This is a genomic window from Sphaerotilus uruguayifluvii, from assembly GCF_013294065.1.
GTDB classification, from domain to species: domain Bacteria; phylum Pseudomonadota; class Gammaproteobacteria; order Burkholderiales; family Burkholderiaceae_C; genus Sphaerotilus; species Sphaerotilus uruguayifluvii.
The window spans coordinates 24,526-40,807 of record NZ_JABSNM010000030.1; the positions used below are offsets into that span (position 1 = coordinate 24,526).

The window sequence follows — 16,282 nt, forward strand, 5'->3', positions numbered from 1 at the left end:
CCGCCCGCTCCCGGGCGTGACGGGATGTGCTGCGCTCGCTCAGGCGGCGGCAGCAGCGACGCGCTCGGCCGCCTCCATCGTGTTGACCAGCAGCATCGTGATCGTCATCGGCCCGACGCCGCCCGGCACCGGGGTGATGAAGCCGGCGATCTCCTTGCAGCCGTCGAAGTCGACGTCGCCGCAGAGCTTGCCCTCAAGGTTGCGGTTCATGCCGACGTCGATGACGACCGCGCCCGGCTTGACCATGTCGGCGGTCAGCACGTTGCGCTTGCCCACCGCCGCGACGATCACGTCGGCCTGGCGGGTCATGGCGGCCAGGTCGGCCGTGCCGCTGTGGCAGACGGTCACGGTCGCGTTGGCGGCCAGCAGCATCATCGCCATCGGCTTGCCGACGATGTTGGAGCGGCCGATGACGACGGCGTGCTTGCCGCGCAGATCCTTCATGCCGATGCTTTCGAGCATCTTCATGCAGCCGTAGGGCGTGCAGGCCTTGAAGCCGACCTCGCCGACCATCAGCGCGCCGGCCGAGGCGACGTGGAAGCCGTCGACGTCCTTCAGCGGCGAGATGGCCTCGATCACCTTGTGGTCGTCGATGTGCTTCGGGAGAGGCAGCTGCACCAGGATGCCGTGGATGGACGGGTCGTTGTTCAGCGCGTCGATGCGCGCCAGCAGCTCGGCCTCCGACAGCGTGGCCTCGTACTTCTCCAGCACCGAGTGGAAGCCGACGTCCTCGCAGGCCTTGACCTTGTTGCGCACATAGACCGCGCTGGCCGGGTTGTCGCCGACCAGGACGACGGCCAGACCGGGCTTGAGGCCGCGTGCGGTCAGCGCGGCGGCGCGTTGCGCCACCTCGGCGCGGAGTTGCTTGGACAGGGCGTTGCCGTCGATGAGCTGGGCGGTCACGGGGATCTCCTGGAGGGAAAAGAGCTGAGGAAGCTGGGGGACAATGAAAAAGGCCGCTGACGCTTCAGCGGCCTCGGGAGCGGGGAGGGCGGGCTCAGGCCTTGGCGGCGTGGCCGGCACCCAGCGCGATCTTCAGCAGATCGGCGACGGTGTTGGCGTTGAGCTTCTCCATGATGTTGGCGCGGTGCGCCTCCACCGTCTTGATGCTGATGCCCAGGTCGTCGGCGATCTGCTTGTTCAGGCGGCCGGCGACGATGCGCTCGAGCACCTGCGCCTCGCGGGTGGTCAGGCGCGCCAGCAGCGCCTCGCGGCTGGCCTGTTCCTGGTGCGAGGAGAAGGCGGAGCGGGCCCGGTCGAGCATGCGCTCGACCAGCGCGACCAGCTCGTCTTCCTTGAACGGCTTCTCGATGAAGTCCTCGGCGCCCTTCTTCATCGTCGTGACCGCCATCGGCACGTCGCCGTGGCCGGTGATGAAGACGATCGGCAGCGGGCTCTTGCGCTCGAGCAGGCGGTCCTGCAGCTCCAGGCCGCTCATGCCGTCCATGCGGATATCGGCGACCAGGCAGGCGACCTCGCGCGGGTCGAAGCGCGACAGGAAGGCCTCGGCCGAGTCGAAGCACTTGACCCGGTAGTCCTTGCCCTCGAGCAGCCACTGCAGCGAATCGCGAACCGCCTCGTCGTCGTCGACGACGTACACCGTACCTTTCTTCGGGATCAGGCTCATGTCTTCAGTGGACCTCAGGTGTCTTTGACGTGCCGTCGCCCGCAGCGGCGACGGGCAACATGAAGGAGAAACGGCATCCGCAGATGCTGTCCCCATTGTAGATGTTCTCGGCTTTCATCCGGCCCTGGTGCGACTCGATGATCGAGCGGCACAGCGACAGCCCGATGCCCATGCCGTCGGACTTGGTCGAGAAGAAGGCCTCGTAGAGGCGGCCGATGACTTCCTCGCGGATGCCGGGGCCGGCGTCGGTGACGCTGAACTCGATCACGCCACCGAGCTCGGCGGTGTGGCGCGGCACGACGCGCAGCTCGATGGTGCGCCGCTTCGGCGGCATTTGCGCGTTGTCGATCGCCTCGGCGGCGTTCTTCAGCAGGTTCAGCAGCACCTGCTCGATCAGGATCGGGTCGACCTGCAGCACCGGCAGGCGCTGCGCGACATAGCTCTGGATCGCGACGTTGCGCCGCTTGAGCTCGATGGTGGCCAGCTCCAGCGCGTCCTCGACGATCTCGGCGGCGCGCGCGGCCTGGCGCTGCGGCTCGCTGCGCTTCACGAACTGGCGGATGCGGTGGATGATCTGGCCGGCGCGCTGCGCCTGCTTGGAGGTCTTCTCCAGCGCCATCGCCAGATCCTCCTCGCGCAGGTTGCCGGCGCGCAGCCGCGAGAGCATGCCGTTGCAGTAGTTGGTGATCGCCGCCAGCGGCTGGTTGAGCTCGTGCGCGACCGAGGAGGCCATCTCGCCCATCGTCACCAGCCGGCTGGTCTCCTGGGCGCGCTCGATCTGGCGGGCGGTCTCCTCCTCCATCTGCCGGCGCGAGGTCACGTCGGTGGCGATCAGCATCTGCGCCAGGCGGCCGTCGGTCCACTGCAGGTAGCGCGCGCGCACGTCGAACCATTTCTGCTGCGCCTCGATGTGCACCTCGCGCGCCTCGGCGCCGGCCTCGTCGAGCTCGGCGGTGGGCACGCCCGACATCGCGTCGACCGCGTCGGTGAGCTCGTCGTCGCCCGCGGCCGGCCGGCCGGCGAGCTGCGCATGCCAGCGCGCCTCGCCGCCGAACCACAGCCGGTAGGTGCGGTTGGCGAACAGCAGCTCGCCGGTCTGCACCGACATCACCGACACCGCCGCATCCAGCCCCTCCAGCACGGTGGTGAAGCGCTCGTGCGAGGCGGTGAGCTGGTCGCGGATGCGCTTGGCCTCGGTGATGTTGGTCATCGAGGTCATCCAGCCGGTCTGCTGGCCGCGCGAGTCGATCAGCGGCGAGACGTACATGCGCGCGTCGAAGCGGGTGCCGTCCTTGCGCTGCACCTTGACCTCGATGCCGCCGGCGGGGCTGCGCCCGGCCAGCTCCTGCTGCAGCAGGCGGTTGTTTTCCTCCATGCGCTCGGGCGGCCAGTGCGGGTAGGGCGGCATGCGCCCGATCAGGTCGGCCTCGGTGAAGCCGGTCATCGCGCAGAAGGCCGGGTTGACATAGGTGATGCGCCCGTCGAGGTCCATCGCGCGCATGCCGGTCAGCATGGAGTTCTCCATCGCCCGGCGGAAGTTGGTCTCCTGCACCAGCGCGCCCTGGATCTGCAGCCGCCGGCGCATGTGGCGCCAGGTGCCCAGCAGCATCCACAGCGTCAGCGCCGACAGCGCCAGCACCATCCAGAACAGCGTGTTGCCGATCAGGCCGACGGAGGTGCGGTAGCCCTCGCCGCGCAGCGTGATGCCGTGGTGCACCGGCGCGAAGGGCACGCTCCAGGTCAGCGTCGCGGTGCCGCGGCGGGTGCTGCCGGCGGCGCCGACGGTGCTGGCCATGACCTGGTCGTCGCTGTCGACCACCGAGATGACATGGCGCTGCGCGACCTCCGGCGGCACGAAATGGCGCAGCAGCGCCTCGACCGAATACTCGGCCACCAGCGCGCCGGCGAAGTTGCCGTGGTCGATCACCGGCACCAGCACCTGCACCAGCAGCAGCCGGTTGTTGTGCTTGAACGGCGGCGAGTAGACCGGCAGGCGCAGGTCGCGGCCGTTGCGGAAGGTCTGCTGCGTGATGCGCTGGCGCTCGTCGTCGTCGTTGGGGTCGCCGTCGCCGGGCGTGCCCAGCCGCGGCATCGCCGCCACCAGGTCCGGCGAGACATGGCGCGCCAGCACCTGCCGGCCTGCGCCCAGCCAGGTCAGGCTGACGATCTCGGGGCGCTCGCGCTGCAGCCGCTCGGCCTGCTCCACCACCTCGTCGCGGTCGACCGCGCGGGTGGCGACCTCGCGCGCCATGCGCACCAGCTGCTCCTGGTTCTCGATCAGCCGCAGGCGGATCTGCTGCTGCACCAGCTCGGCGTCGCGCTTGACCGACTCGATCTCGCGCTCGATCTCCTCGTTCCGCAGATACCAGAAGGCCGAGATGATCGCCGCCAGGAACAGCAGCACCGACAGCAGCGGTGCCAGCGTCGCGACCCGGTCCTGGCGCGAGGGCGACATGCGTCGCCAGCGCGCGGCCAGGCGGCGCAGCAGGCGCAGGCCCGGGCGCGCGGTCGGGGCCACGGGCGGGGCGGATTCGGGAGGGCGGGAGCTCATGGTGACATTATGGTTTCAGTGAATTTCACAATGTGAATGTGTAAGGCACCATTTGAAATTTCGATCCTGATGTGCGAGACTTCGTGCCCATGCCCCGAGGAGGGGTGCGCCTGCCCGGAGCCCGACGCCAGCGAGCGCGGCCGCAACGGGTCTTTCCCGACGATGCAGCACGAGGAGACACCATGTCTGCACTGCCCCAGAATCCCCAGGATCCGGATACCCAGGAAACCCGCGAGTGGCTGGACGCGCTGAGCGCGGTCATCCAGGCCGAAGGCGGCGAACGCGCCCACCAGCTCCTCGACGAGCTGCTCGGCCATGCGCGCCAGAGCGGGCTGGACATGCCGTTCTCGGCCAACACCGCCTACGTCAACACCATTCCGGTCGACCAGGAAGCCCGCTGCCCGGGCAACATCGAGATCGAGGAGCGCCTGCGCGCCTACATGCGCTGGAACGCGATGGCGATGGTCGTCAAGGCCAACCGCCACAACCCCGAGGACGGCGGCGACCTGGGCGGCCACATCGGCTCCTTCGCCTCGCTGGCGCACATGTTCGGCGCCGGCTTCAACCACTTCTGGCACGCCGAGAGCGAGAACCACGGCGGCGACTGCATCTACTTCCAGGGCCACGTGTCGCCGGGCGTCTACGCGCGCGCCTACCTGGAAGGCCGCCTGACCGAGGAGCAGCTGCTGCACTTCCGCCAGGAAGTCGAAGGCAAGGGCCTCTCGAGCTACCCGCACCCGAAGCTGATGCCCGGCTTCTGGCAGTTCCCGACCGTCTCGATGGGCCTGGGCCCCCTGATGGCGATCTACCAGGCGCGCTTCCTGAAGTACCTGCATGCCCGCGGCATCGCCGACACCAGCAACCGCAAGGTCTGGGTGTTCTGCGGCGACGGCGAGATGGACGAGCCGGAATCGCTGGGCGCGATCGGCCTGGCCGCTCGCGAAGGCCTGGACAACCTGATCTTCGTCATCAACTGCAACCTGCAGCGCCTGGACGGCCCGGTGCGCGGCAACGGCAAGATCGTCCAGGAACTCGAGGGCGAGTTCCGTGGCGCCGGCTGGAACGTCATCAAGCTGCTGTGGGGCAGCGAGTGGGACAAGCTGCTGGCCAAGGACAAGGACGGCGCGCTGCGCAAGCTGATGATGGACACGGTCGACGGCGACTACCAGTCCTTCAAGGCCAACGACGGCGCCTACGTGCGCAAGCACTTCTTCGGCAAGGACCCGCGCACGCTCGAGATGGTCGCCCACATGAGCGACGACGAGATCTGGGCCCTGAAGCGTGGCGGCCACGACCCGCAGAAGGTCTACGCGGCCTACGACCGCGCGGTCAACCACAAGGGCCAGCCGACGCTGCTGCTGATCAAGACCGTCAAGGGCTTCGGTATGGGCAAGGTCGGCGAGGGCAAGAACACCGTCCACCAGACCAAGAAGCTGACGGACGACGACATCCGCGCCTTCCGCGACCGCTTCAACATCCCGGTGCCCGACAGCGAGCTGCCGAAGATCCCGTTCTACAAGCCGGCCGACGACACGCCGGAGATGCGCTACCTGCACGAGCGCCGCAAGGCGCTGGGCGGCTACCTGCCGCACCGCCGCACCAAGGCCGACGAGCAGTTCGCCATTCCCGCGCTGGACACCTTCAAGGCGGTGCTCGAGCCCACCGCGGAAGGCCGCGAGATCTCGACCACCCAGGCCTATGTGCGCTTCCTGACGCAGCTGCTGCGCGACAAGGACGTCGGTCCGCGCGTCGTGCCCATCCTGGTCGACGAGGCCCGCACCTTCGGCATGGAAGGCCTGTTCCGCCAGGTCGGCATCTACAACCCGCTGGGTCAGCAGTACACGCCGGTCGACAAGGACCAGGTCATGTACTACCGCGAGGACAAGGCCGGCCAGATCCTGCAGGAAGGCATCAACGAGGCCGGCGGCATGGCCAGCTGGATCGCCGCGGCCACCAGCTACAGCACGTCGAACCGGATCATGATCCCGTTCTACGTCTACTACTCGATGTTCGGCTTCCAGCGCATCGGCGATCTGGCCTGGGCGGCCGGCGACATGCAGGCCCGCGGCTTCCTGCTGGGCGGCACGTCGGGCCGGACCACGCTGAACGGCGAAGGCCTGCAGCACGAGGACGGCCACAGCCACATCCTGGCCGGCACGATCCCGAACTGCGTCTCCTACGACCCGACCTTCGCGCATGAAGTGGGCGTGATCCTGCACCACGGCCTCAAGCGCATGGTCGAGAACCAGGAGAACGTGTTCTTCTACCTGACGCTGCTCAACGAGAACTACGCGATGCCGGGCCTGTCGCAGGGCACCGAGGAGCAGATCCTCAAGGGCATGTACCTGCTGCAGGAAGGCGCCAAGATCACCCCGCGCGTGAACCTGCTGGGCTCGGGCACGATCCTGCGCGAGTCGATCGCCGCCAAGGAGCTGCTGGAGAAGGACTGGGGCGTGGCCGCCAACGTCTGGAGCTGCCCGAGCTTCAACGAGCTGGCCCGCGACGGCCAGGACTGCGAGCGCTGGAACCTGCTGCACCCGACCGAGGCCCAGAAGGTCCCGTTCGTCACCCAGCAGCTGCAGCCGCACGCCGGCCCGGTGGTCGCCTCGACCGACTACATGAAGAGCTACGCCGAGCAGATCCGCCCGTTCATGCCGAAGGGCCGCACCTACAAGGTGCTGGGCACCGACGGCTTCGGTCGCTCGGACTTCCGCTCCAAGCTGCGCGAGCATTTCGAGGTCAACCGCCACTACATCGTCGTCGCCGCGCTGCGCGCGCTGGCCGACGAGGGCACGCTGCCGCTGGCCAAGGTCGCCGAGGCGATCAGCCGCTACGGCATCAAGACCGACAAGATCAACCCGCTGTACGCCTGATCGGCACGGAACACGGAGACAGACACCATGGCACTGATCGAAGTGAAGGTCCCCGACATCGGGGACTTCAAGGAAGTGACGATCATCGAGGTCCTCGTCAAGGCGGGTGACACCATCAAGGCCGAGCAGAGCCTGATCACCGTCGAGTCCGACAAGGCCTCGATGGAGATTCCCAGCTCGCACGCCGGCGTGATCAAGGAGCTGAAGGTCGCGCTGGGCGACAAGGTCAGCGAAGGCTCGCTGGTGCTGATGCTGGAAGTGGCCGGTGCGGCCGCCGCCGCGCCGGCTCCGGCCGCTGCTGCGCCGGCCCCGGCGCCGGTGGCTGCACCGGCTCCGGCCCCGGTGGCCGCGGCCCCGGCCGCCGCCGCCGCCGGCCCGGTCGAGGTGTTCGTGCCCGACATCGGCGACTTCTCCGAGGTCGCGGTCATCGAGCTGCTGGTCAAGGTCGGCGACACCGTCAAGGCCGAGCAGAGCCTGATCACCGTCGAGTCGGACAAGGCCTCGATGGAGATCCCGTCGAGCCACGCCGGCGTGGTCAAGGAGCTGAAGGTCGCGCTGGGCGACAAGGTGAGCAAGGGCTCGCTGGTGGCGGTGCTGGAAGGCGCGGCCGGCGCCGTGGCCGCTCCGGCGCCTGCCGCGGTTGCACCCGCTGCCGCTCCGGTGGCGGCGCCCGTTGCGGCGCCGGCCCCGGCGGCTGCCGCTCCGGTTGCCGCGGCCCCGGCCGCTGCCGTGCCGGCGCACAACCCGACCGCTCCGGCGCTGGGCCTGCCGCATGCGTCGCCGTCGATGCGCAAGTTCGCCCGCGAACTGGGCGTGCCGCTGGCCGAGGTCAAGGGAACCGGTCCGAAGGGCCGCATCACCGAGGCCGACATCCAGGGCTTCGTCAAGGGCGTGATGGCCGGCGCGGTGCAGACCGCGGCGCAGAAGGCCGCCGCTCCGGCTCCGGCCGCGGCGGCCGCCGCCGGTGGCGCCTTCCCCGGCCTGCTGCCGTGGCCGAAGGTCGACTTCGCCAAGTTCGGCCCGGTCGAGCGCAAGGACCTGTCGCGCATCAAGAAGATCTCGGGCGCCAACCTGCACCGCAACTGGGTGGTCATCCCGCACGTCACCAACCATGACGACGCGGACATCACCGAGCTGGAAGCCTTCCGCGTCCAGACGAACAAGGAAAACGAGAAGTCCGGCGTCAAGGTCACCATGCTGGCCTTCATGATCAAGGCGGCGGTCGCGGCGCTGAAGAAGTTCCCCGAGTTCAACTCGTCGCTCGACGGCGAGCAGCTGGTGCTGAAGAACTACTTCCACATCGGCTTCGCGGCGGACACGCCCAACGGCCTGGTGGTCCCGGTCATCAAGGACTGCGACAAGAAGGGCATCTTCCAGATCAGCCAGGAAATGGGCGAGCTGGCCAAGAAGGCGCGCGACGGCAAGCTGGGCCCGGCCGACATGAGCGGCGCCTGCTTCACGATCTCCAGCCTGGGCGGCATCGGTGGTCGGTATTTCACGCCGATCATCAACGCCCCGGAAGTCGCGATCATGGGCGTGTGCAAGAGCCAGATCGAGCCGAAGTGGGACGGCAAGCAGTTCCAGCCGCGCCTGATGCTGCCGCTGTCGCTGTCGTGGGACCACCGCGTCATCGACGGCGCGGCCGCCGCCCGCTTCAACGTCTACTTCGCATCGCTGCTGGCGGACTTCCGCCGCATCGTGCTGTGATCGGGGAGAACACGACATGGCACTGATCGAAGTGAAGGTCCCGGACATCGGCGACTTCAAGGACGTGGCGATCATCGAGCTGCTGGTCAAGGCCGGCGACACGGTGAAGGCCGAGCAGAGCCTGATCACGGTCGAATCCGACAAGGCCTCGATGGAGATTCCGTCGAGCCACGCCGGCGTGGTCAAGGAGCTCAAGGTCGCGCTGGGCGACAAGATGAACCAGGGCAACGTGATCCTGGTGCTGGAGAGCGCCGAGGCGGCTGCGGCCGCTCCGGCACCGGCGCCCGCACCGGCGGCCGCCGCCCCGGTCGCGGCACCGGCTCCGGTGGCCGCACCGGCCGGTCCGGCCGGCAGCTACAGCGGCCCGGCCGACGTCGAGTGCGACGTGCTGGTGCTGGGCGCGGGCCCGGGCGGCTACTCGGCCGCCTTCCGCGCCGCCGATCTCGGCCTGAAGACGGTCATCGTCGAGCGCTACGCGACGCTCGGCGGTGTCTGCCTGAACGTCGGCTGCATCCCGTCGAAGGCGCTGCTGCATGTCGCGGCCGTGATGGACGAGGTCTCGCACCTGGGGGATCTGGGCGTCGAGTTCGGCGCTCCGACGCTGGACATCGACAAGCTGCGCGGCCACAAGGAAAAGGTCATCGGCAAGCTGACCGGCGGCCTGGCCGCGATGGCCAAGATGCGCAAGGTCACGACCGTGCGCGGCGTCGGCCAGTTCCTGGACCCGTACCACGTGCAGGTCGAGGAAACCGGCGGCACCGGCACCGAACGCACCGGCTCGACCAAGGTGGTGAAGTTCAAGTCGGTCATCATCGCCGCGGGCTCGCAGGCGGTGCGCCTGCCGTTCTTCCCCAATGACGAGCGCATCGTCGACTCGACCGGCGCCCTGGCGCTGAAGTCGGTGCCGAAGAAGATGCTCATCGTCGGCGGCGGCATCATCGGCCTGGAGATGGGCACCGTCTATTCCACGTTGGGCGCCCGCCTGGACGTGGTCGAGATGATGGACGGCCTGATGCAGGGCGCCGACCGCGACCTGGTCAAGGTCTGGCAGAAGATGAACGCCAAGCGCTTCGACAACATCATGTTGAAGACGAAGACGGTCGGCGCCGAAGCGACCCCCGAAGGCATCAAGGTGCAGTTCGAGGGCCTGGACGGCACGAAGTCGGAAGGCGTCTACGACCTGGTGCTGCAGGCCGTGGGCCGCACGCCCAACGGCAAGAAGATCGCTGCCGACAAGGCGGGCGTCTCGGTGACCGATCGCGGCTTCATCAACGTCGACATCCAGATGCGCACCAACGTGCCGCACATCTTCGCCATCGGCGACATCGTCGGCCAGCCGATGCTGGCGCACAAGGCGGTGCATGAGGCGCACGTCGCGGCGGAAGTCATCGCCGGCACGCTGCTGGGCGACGACAAGCTGGCGAAGTCGGCCTTCAACGCCCGCGTCATCCCGTCGGTGGCCTACACCGATCCGGAAGTGGCGTGGGTCGGTCTGACCGAGGACCAGGCCAAGGCGCAGGGCATCAAGGTCAAGAAGGGCCTGTTCCCGTGGACGGCTTCGGGCCGGGCGATCGCCAACGGCCGCGACGAGGGTTTCACCAAGCTGCTGTTCGATGATTCTCCCGAGGCCCACGGCCACGGCAAGATCCTCGGCGGCGGCATCGTCGGCACGCACGCCGGCGACATGATCGGCGAGATCGCGCTGGCCATCGAGATGGGCGCCGACGCGGTGGACATCGGCAAGACCATCCACCCGCACCCGACGCTGGGCGAGAGCATCGGCATGGCGGCGGAAGTGGCGCACGGCTCGTGCACGGACCTGCCGCCGAGCAAGAAGTAAGACGATATTCCCGTCACACCCGCGAAAGCGGGTGCCCACGACAGGCCCGCAAGGCCTGCGAAGAAAAACCCGATCAGCGTCAGCCGGTCGGGTTTTTTTGCGACAGGGTGTTAATGATTCGGTGGACCAAGTTGGTGCATTTATCCTGCGCTGCACCTGATCCGTGCATTTTCAGGCCATGCAAATGCCGATGGGGCCGCCACCGCGATGTCCGAGGGCGGATGGGCCGGGGCGGTTCATGCCGCTTTCACACAGCCGGGCGAACACTGGTGTCACAATCCGCCCGCCTTCGAGAGGGCGCACAGCGTGGCGCCGCTCGTGTCCAGCGGCCCGGGGGCCGCAACACCGACCATGAACATGCCTTCCACCGCTCTGCTGAATATTGCTCCGCAAAACAGTTCGTCGCTGACCCTGTCGGGTATCAATGGATATTCGATCCACGGCGACCGCGTGATTCTCAGCGCATCCGAGATTTCCAATCATCGCCATGCCGACAATATCAGCGGCAGCCTGTCGCTGGAATTGTGGGCGCTGGATCGACCCTATTTGGGTGGCGATTTCGACGGGGTGGCGCTGGCGGGCGTGCAGATCGGCCGCGTTCAGGGCCAGCACCTGCTGGTGAACAATCAATATGACCTGCCGTTCACCGCGCCGGGCGCCGGCACCTGGACCCTGACGCTGATGCTGCGCGAGTGGGACGGCCAGGGCTTCGTGACGCGCGACCAGGTGCAGTTCGCGCAGCCCTATGTGGTCGAGCGCAAGGCGGTGGCCGCCGTGCAGGCGCAGGCCGACAACGTGATCACGGTGAACTTCGCCCCGGCGGAGCCGCGTGCCGAGGCCGTCGCTCAGCCGGCGCTGACCCCCGAGCCGAAGACGGCCTCGAAGGCGCCTGCCGCGGCCGCGGCGGATGCGCGTCTCTCGCTCAACGAGGCCAGCCGTGCCGAGATCGCCGCCATCAAGGGCGTGTCGAAGAAGCTGGCCGAGGCCATCGTCGCGGCGCGCCCGTTCGCCTCGACGGCGGACCTGCTGGCGGTCAAGGGCATGGGCCCGAAGCTGCTGGAGAAGATCCGCACGCTGGTGCGCCTGTGAACGGCCGGGCCCTCCCGGGGCCCGCAGTCGTCAGGGTGTGTGACATTGTGCCGCTGCGCAGGGTTCGTCCAGAATGCATGGTGACCGCGATCGACCTGCGGTCGCCTGCATTCATACCGATGAGGAGGAACCCCTGATGACGATGATGTCCGATCGCCTGCGCCGCCCGGCGGCCGTGTCCGCGCTGTCCGCGCTCGTGCTGACCCTGGCGGGTTGTGCGGGCTCGATGCCGACGCTGCCAGCGTCCGCCGGCGGCTTCACGCTCTCCAGCCCGGACATCCCGGCCGGCAGCGTCATCGCCGGCAAGTTCGTGCTCAACGGCTTCGGCTGCAAGGGCGAGAACGTCTCGCCGGCGCTGGTCTGGACGAATCCGCCGGCTGGTACCAAGTCGTACGCGATCCAGGTCTACGACCCGGATGCGCCGACCGGCAGCGGCTTCTGGCACTGGGGCGTCTACAACATCCCGGCTGCGGTGACCTCGCTGGCGCAGGGTGCGGGCAACTCGGCGGCGACGCTGCCGGCCGGCGCGAACGGCGGCCACAGCGATTTCTTCGACACCGGCGCCACCGGCGGCAACGGCAACTGGGGCGGCCCGTGCCCGCCGGTCGGCGACAAGCCGCACCGCTATGTCTTCACCGTGTTCGCGCTCGGCGTCGACAACCTGCACGCCGCCGCCGGCATCCCGAAGACCGGCTCGGCGGCGCTGCACGGCTTCGTGCTGAACAAGGGCCTGGGCGACAAGCTGCTCGGCAAGGCCTCGTTCACCGCGACCTACGGGCGCTGACGCGCTTCTCCGCTCACTTCAGGCCCGGTTTGATCTGCGCAGAGGCTGCCGTATTCCGGGTTCCGAATCCATTGTTCTCCGCCTTCGCCGTTGCCTGCGACGGGCCTGACGTGGTGAGAGAGGGCGAGGGCGCTGCCGGTTCGGTCGCCGCAGGGGCGGTCGGGGCCGGGCGGGCCGGTTCGGCCTGCGCGATCAGCGGTGCGCAGGCCGACAGGACCAGCACGGAGACGAAGGGGTGGTGATGCATGAAGAGGGCTCCCTGAAGATGATGGCCGGGCATCGGGCAGGGCCGCCGTGGCGGAGCCTGTCCCGATCCGGAAATTCTCTCCAGGGTGTCCGGGCGGCGGGAGGCCACCCGTCGGATGCCGTCAGCCGGCGTGCCAAAGTGACATGACTTTTGTGGCCTGCTGGCGTCGGGCGTGCGGCCCCCTCAGTTCCATCCCTTCGCCAGCAGCGCCTTGCTGATCAGCGCCGCCAGCAGCTGGTGGCCGTAGGGCGTCGGGTGGAAGCCGTCGGAGAAGGCGTAGCGCCTGTACCAGTCGCTGCCCGAGGCGCCCGCGGGCGGGCTGGCGGCCAGCGCGGCGTCGGTGCAGGTCGCGAAGGTGTAGGTCGGCAGGCCGTCGCTGCCGGTGCCGGTGACCGGGCAGGCCGGCGTGCTCACGTTGCTCAGGCCGTAGGCGGCCGGATCGGCGATCTCGGCGTCGAGCGAGGCCTGGAAGTCGATCAGCGCGACGCGGCTGTCGTTGCCGAGCCGCTCGGCCAGCCGGGTGTTGTAGGCCGACACCCAGCTGCGGAACAGCGCCTCGCTCTGCGCGCTGGCGGTTGCGCCGGCGCTGGCGCCGATGCTGGCCAGCACCATGCGGAAGCGCGGCGTCTGCGTGATCGCGGGCATGTTCAGCAGCGCGACGCGGCGCAGGCCGCGGTCGAGTGCCTGCGTGGTGATCAGCGTGACCATGCGGTCGGCCAGCGCGCCCATGTAGGTCGCGCCGGCGCCGGCCAGGCCGGTCGTGCCGCCGGCCGCCGCGGCCGAGACCTGCGCGCTCGACAGCAGGCTGCCCAGCAGCGCGGTGTAGGCCGCACCGCCATCCGTCGAGGCCTTCAGGTAGGCGGAGACCAGCGACGCGGCATCGTTGCCGCCGCCGTCGATCAGCAGCAGGTCGCCGGCGGTGAAGGCGCCGATGGCGTTGGCCGCGGCGAACTGCACCGCCAGGCCGCGCGGGTCCTGGGCGCTCAGCGCGAAGCTGGCCGGATTGATGACACCGCCGCCGACGGCGAAGTTGGTGCAGTTGACGCTGCTGTCGGTCGTGAAGGTGGTGCCGGTGAAGCGGAAGAAGTTGCAGCCGCTGCCCAGGCCGTAGGCCTGCGAGATCAGCTCCGGATAGGTGGCGTTGCCCTGGATGGTGAACTTCATCCCGAAGGTGCCGACGTCGGCCAGGCTGTCGCCCATGACCTTCAGCGCGCCGACCTTCGGGCCGCTGTCGTCACCGCCGCCGCCACCGCAGGCGGCGAGCATCAGCGCGGCGGCCAGCGTGATCGCGGCGCGCACGGGGAAGGGGCGGGCGGTGGGGGAAGGCGTCTTCATCATGTCTCCTGATCGGACCGAGGCGACGGCGTGACAAAAAAAGCACGACCGTTCGATTTTGTGCGAGTGACTCTACGAGCCGCGCCGTGCGCTGTCGTCCTGACAAACCCTCGACCGGCCGAGCCGCCCGGGCAGGACACGGGAAAACCCCTTGCTCGCGGGTTACATCGCTGTTTCTTCGGCGGCGCCGCCTGCGCGAGCACTGTTCCAGCGTGGACGCGGGCCCTGGAGCAGCGGGCGCGAGCAGCGCTGCCGGCGCTGTCCTCTCGAGAGATCGCCCGCGCCCGGACCGCGCCAGGGTGTGCCGGGATGGGGCAGCTGCCGGCGCGGAACCGGTGCCAGTGCAGCGAGGCGGTCTGTGACCGTCGTGTAACCCGTCGCGGTGATTCCCCGGGCTGTCTAGGGACTTTCGCGGGGGAGCGGCCGCGGCCCGGGCGGTTCCGGGGTGATGGGCCCGCAGGGCGGCGTGGTGCGGATCGGACGTTCGCGGGCCGATCCTGATGGACGGGTGTCCGGCGCCGCCCGGTTCGCCTGCCGCAGGCGGCCGGGCTGCTCCAGCCTGGGCCAGTCGGGGTGGCGGCGGGGGTGCAGGACACCGATGTGACAGGGTCATCCCGGAGAGCAGGGGGCTGCGAGGTGGGGCGGCAGGCTGGCACGGATCTGGCCCTGGGGGGATCCGTTCCCGAACAATGCCACACGACCCTCATCGAAGGAGACATACCATGAAGCGATTCCGTCCGACCCCGATCCGCCATGCGCTCGGCGTGATGCTGCTGGGCCTGCTTGCGGCCGGCCAGGCCGAGGCCGTCAGCTTCACCCAGGGCGACGTCACGCTCGACATCAGCGGCACCGTCAACGGCTTCTACGTCAACCGCAGCGCCACCGTGACCACCAAGGCCACCGGTGCCGAATCGAAGAGCGACAACAGCGCGATCTCCAACGGCCTGCTGCCGGGCTGGATCCACTTCACCGCCACCGCCAAGGCCGGCGAGCAGAACGTGAAGGCCGACATCAGCTTCGCGCCGGGCATCAACAGCACCTCGAGCGTCGTCGGCCTGCCGATCGGCGACAACTCGGGCGGTGCCAGCCCGGCCACGCCGAATCCCTACAGCCAGATCGACACCCGCAGCGCCTACTTCCAGTTCGGCAACGACGGCTGGGGCACGATCAAGTTCGGCCGCGACATCGGCCTGTTCGGCCAGAACATCGTGCTGTCGGACATGACGCTGCTGGGCGTCGGCGGCACGACCAACGCGAGCATTCCGTTCAACACCACCTTCGGCATGATCGGCCACGGCTACATGTACGTGGGCTTCCAGCCGCAGATCACCTACACGACGCCGAAGACGGGTGGCGTGCAGGCCGCGGCCGGCATCTTCCAGCCGAGCCGCTTCGCCGGCAACCAGACCCGCACGCCGGGCGTGCAGGCGATGCTCAGCTACGACTGGAGCGGTCCGGCCGCCGGCAAGGTCTGGACCGGCCTGGTCCACCAGAGCACCAGCTGCTCGGGCACCTGCACCAGCCAGCCCTTCACCGCCAACGGCATGGAGCTCGGCGCCAAGGTCGGCTTCGGCGACGCCGAGGCGGTGCTCTACGGCTTCAAGGGCAAGGGCCTGGGCCTGTCGACGGTGGGCGCGCAGTTCCTGGGCGGCGCCGACGCCGCCGGCAACCGCACCGACTCGAAGGGCTATCTGGCCCAGGTGACCTACAAGATCACCGGCGACACCAAGGTCGGCGTCAACTACGGCAAGAACACCGACAGCGACGGCGCGGTCGGCGCGGGCAACTCGATCTACAGCAAGGGCCTGACGCTGGGCGTCTACCACACGCTGAACAAGTACATCACGCTGACCGGCGAGCTCAACCAGGAGCGCAAGGACAACGTGGCCACCAAGGAGAAGAACCGCAGCATCTCGCTGGGTGGCGTGCTGTTCTTCTGAGGAATGCGCCGGGGGAGTCCGCTCCCCCGGGCGGCATGGCGTGGCCGGGGAGGGGTCTCCGGACACGCGGATCGGTCTGCATGAAAGTGCAAAGGCCACCCCGCAAGGGGTGGCCTTTTTTCGTCGCGGTGCCTGCAGCCCCGGCCAGGCGGCCGGGGTCAGCGCAGCATCACAGCAGCGACTTCAGGATGCGACCCATTTCCGAGGGGTTGCGGGTGACCTTGAAGCCGCACTCTTCCATGATGGCGAGCTTGGCGTCGGCCGTGTCGGCGCCGCCCGAGATCAGGGC

The 16,282-nt window shown here is 68.8% G+C and carries 11 protein-coding genes and 1 pseudogene; 6 read left to right on the forward strand and 6 right to left on the reverse strand.

Translation table 11 applies throughout. From position 1 onward, the window contains the following. Positions 1–39 precede the first annotated feature (39 nt). The 3 genes from folD to HNQ01_RS21125 all read right to left on the reverse strand — a co-directional run bounded on the left by folD (position 40) and on the right by HNQ01_RS21125 (position 4,178). Positions 40–903, reverse strand: coding sequence for a bifunctional methylenetetrahydrofolate dehydrogenase/methenyltetrahydrofolate cyclohydrolase FolD (gene folD, locus HNQ01_RS21115; RefSeq protein WP_173807492.1), 864 nt, complete (start codon positions 901–903; stop codon positions 40–42). Positions 904–997: 94 nt separating this feature from the next. Next, positions 998–1,627, reverse strand: a complete 630-nt coding sequence (locus HNQ01_RS21120) for a response regulator transcription factor (RefSeq protein WP_173807493.1) — start codon at positions 1,625–1,627, stop codon at positions 998–1,000. Positions 1,628–1,631: 4 nt separating this feature from the next. Beyond that, complete coding sequence (locus HNQ01_RS21125; protein WP_173807494.1) at positions 1,632–4,178, reverse strand: PAS domain-containing sensor histidine kinase; 2,547 nt, start codon at positions 4,176–4,178, stop codon at positions 1,632–1,634. A 182-nt stretch (positions 4,179–4,360) separates the two neighbouring features. Here HNQ01_RS21125 and aceE point away from each other — a divergent pair, with 182 nt between their 5' ends. From aceE to HNQ01_RS21150, 5 genes are all read left to right on the forward strand, one after another. Then, positions 4,361–7,051, forward strand: a complete 2,691-nt coding sequence (aceE, locus tag HNQ01_RS21130; protein ID WP_173807495.1) for a pyruvate dehydrogenase (acetyl-transferring), homodimeric type — start codon at positions 4,361–4,363, stop codon at positions 7,049–7,051. 27 nt (positions 7,052–7,078) lie between these two features. Continuing rightward, positions 7,079–8,758, forward strand: coding sequence for a dihydrolipoyllysine-residue acetyltransferase (aceF, locus tag HNQ01_RS21135; RefSeq protein ID WP_173807496.1), 1,680 nt, complete (start codon positions 7,079–7,081; stop codon positions 8,756–8,758). Between the two features lie 16 nt (positions 8,759–8,774). Further along, the gene (gene lpdA, locus HNQ01_RS21140) at positions 8,775–10,598 is read left to right on the forward strand and encodes a dihydrolipoyl dehydrogenase (protein WP_173807497.1); all 1,824 of its coding nucleotides are present in this window, start codon (positions 8,775–8,777) and stop codon (positions 10,596–10,598) included. 351 nt (positions 10,599–10,949) lie between these two features. After that, positions 10,950–11,687, forward strand: coding sequence for a ComEA family DNA-binding protein (locus tag HNQ01_RS22250; RefSeq protein ID WP_217427642.1), 738 nt, complete (start codon positions 10,950–10,952; stop codon positions 11,685–11,687). Between the two features lie 226 nt (positions 11,688–11,913). Beyond that, entirely contained in the window at positions 11,914–12,471 is a 558-nt protein-coding gene (locus tag HNQ01_RS21150; RefSeq protein ID WP_217427645.1) for a YbhB/YbcL family Raf kinase inhibitor-like protein, read from the forward strand. Positions 12,472–12,484: 13 nt separating this feature from the next. Here the strand turns inward: HNQ01_RS21150 and HNQ01_RS21155 are convergent, their stop codons facing one another. Together HNQ01_RS21155 and HNQ01_RS21160 are read right to left on the reverse strand one after the other, a co-directional pair. Next, on the reverse strand, positions 12,485–12,718 hold the full coding sequence (locus HNQ01_RS21155) for a hypothetical protein (RefSeq protein WP_173807499.1): 234 nt from the start codon (positions 12,716–12,718) through the stop codon (positions 12,485–12,487). Between the two features lie 183 nt (positions 12,719–12,901). Beyond that, entirely contained in the window at positions 12,902–14,053 is a 1,152-nt protein-coding gene (locus tag HNQ01_RS21160) for an SGNH/GDSL hydrolase family protein (protein WP_286181052.1), read from the reverse strand. Between the two features lie 722 nt (positions 14,054–14,775). Between HNQ01_RS21160 and HNQ01_RS21165 the strand changes: the two genes are divergently transcribed. Then, the gene (locus HNQ01_RS21165) at positions 14,776–15,993 is read left to right on the forward strand and encodes a porin (RefSeq protein ID WP_173807500.1); all 1,218 of its coding nucleotides are present in this window, start codon (positions 14,776–14,778) and stop codon (positions 15,991–15,993) included. Between the two features lie 169 nt (positions 15,994–16,162). Here HNQ01_RS21165 and HNQ01_RS21170 read toward each other — a convergent pair. Then, positions 16,163–16,282, reverse strand: a pseudogene (locus tag HNQ01_RS21170) (succinate--CoA ligase subunit alpha); the annotation flags it as partial.

What these genes read in the sequence shown, in the direction of transcription:
- aceE (WP_173807495.1), top strand. Translation starts at nt 4,361, where the DNA reads ATGTCTGCACTGCCCCAGAATCCCCAGGATCCGGATACCCAGGAAACC.
- HNQ01_RS22250 (WP_217427642.1), top strand. Translation starts at nt 10,950, where the DNA reads ATGAACATGCCTTCCACCGCTCTGCTGAATATTGCTCCGCAAAACAGT.
- HNQ01_RS21125 (WP_173807494.1), bottom strand. Translation starts at nt 4,178, where the DNA reads ATGAGCTCCCGCCCTCCCGAATCCGCCCCGCCCGTGGCCCCGACCGCG.
- lpdA (WP_173807497.1), top strand. Translation starts at nt 8,775, where the DNA reads ATGGCACTGATCGAAGTGAAGGTCCCGGACATCGGCGACTTCAAGGAC.
- aceF (WP_173807496.1), top strand. Translation starts at nt 7,079, where the DNA reads ATGGCACTGATCGAAGTGAAGGTCCCCGACATCGGGGACTTCAAGGAA.
- HNQ01_RS21150 (WP_217427645.1), top strand. Translation starts at nt 11,914, where the DNA reads ATGCCGACGCTGCCAGCGTCCGCCGGCGGCTTCACGCTCTCCAGCCCG.
- HNQ01_RS21155 (WP_173807499.1), bottom strand. Translation starts at nt 12,718, where the DNA reads ATGCATCACCACCCCTTCGTCTCCGTGCTGGTCCTGTCGGCCTGCGCA.
- HNQ01_RS21165 (WP_173807500.1), top strand. Translation starts at nt 14,776, where the DNA reads ATGAAGCGATTCCGTCCGACCCCGATCCGCCATGCGCTCGGCGTGATG.
- HNQ01_RS21160 (WP_286181052.1), bottom strand. Translation starts at nt 14,053, where the DNA reads ATGAAGACGCCTTCCCCCACCGCCCGCCCCTTCCCCGTGCGCGCCGCG.
- HNQ01_RS21120 (WP_173807493.1), bottom strand. Translation starts at nt 1,627, where the DNA reads ATGAGCCTGATCCCGAAGAAAGGTACGGTGTACGTCGTCGACGACGAC.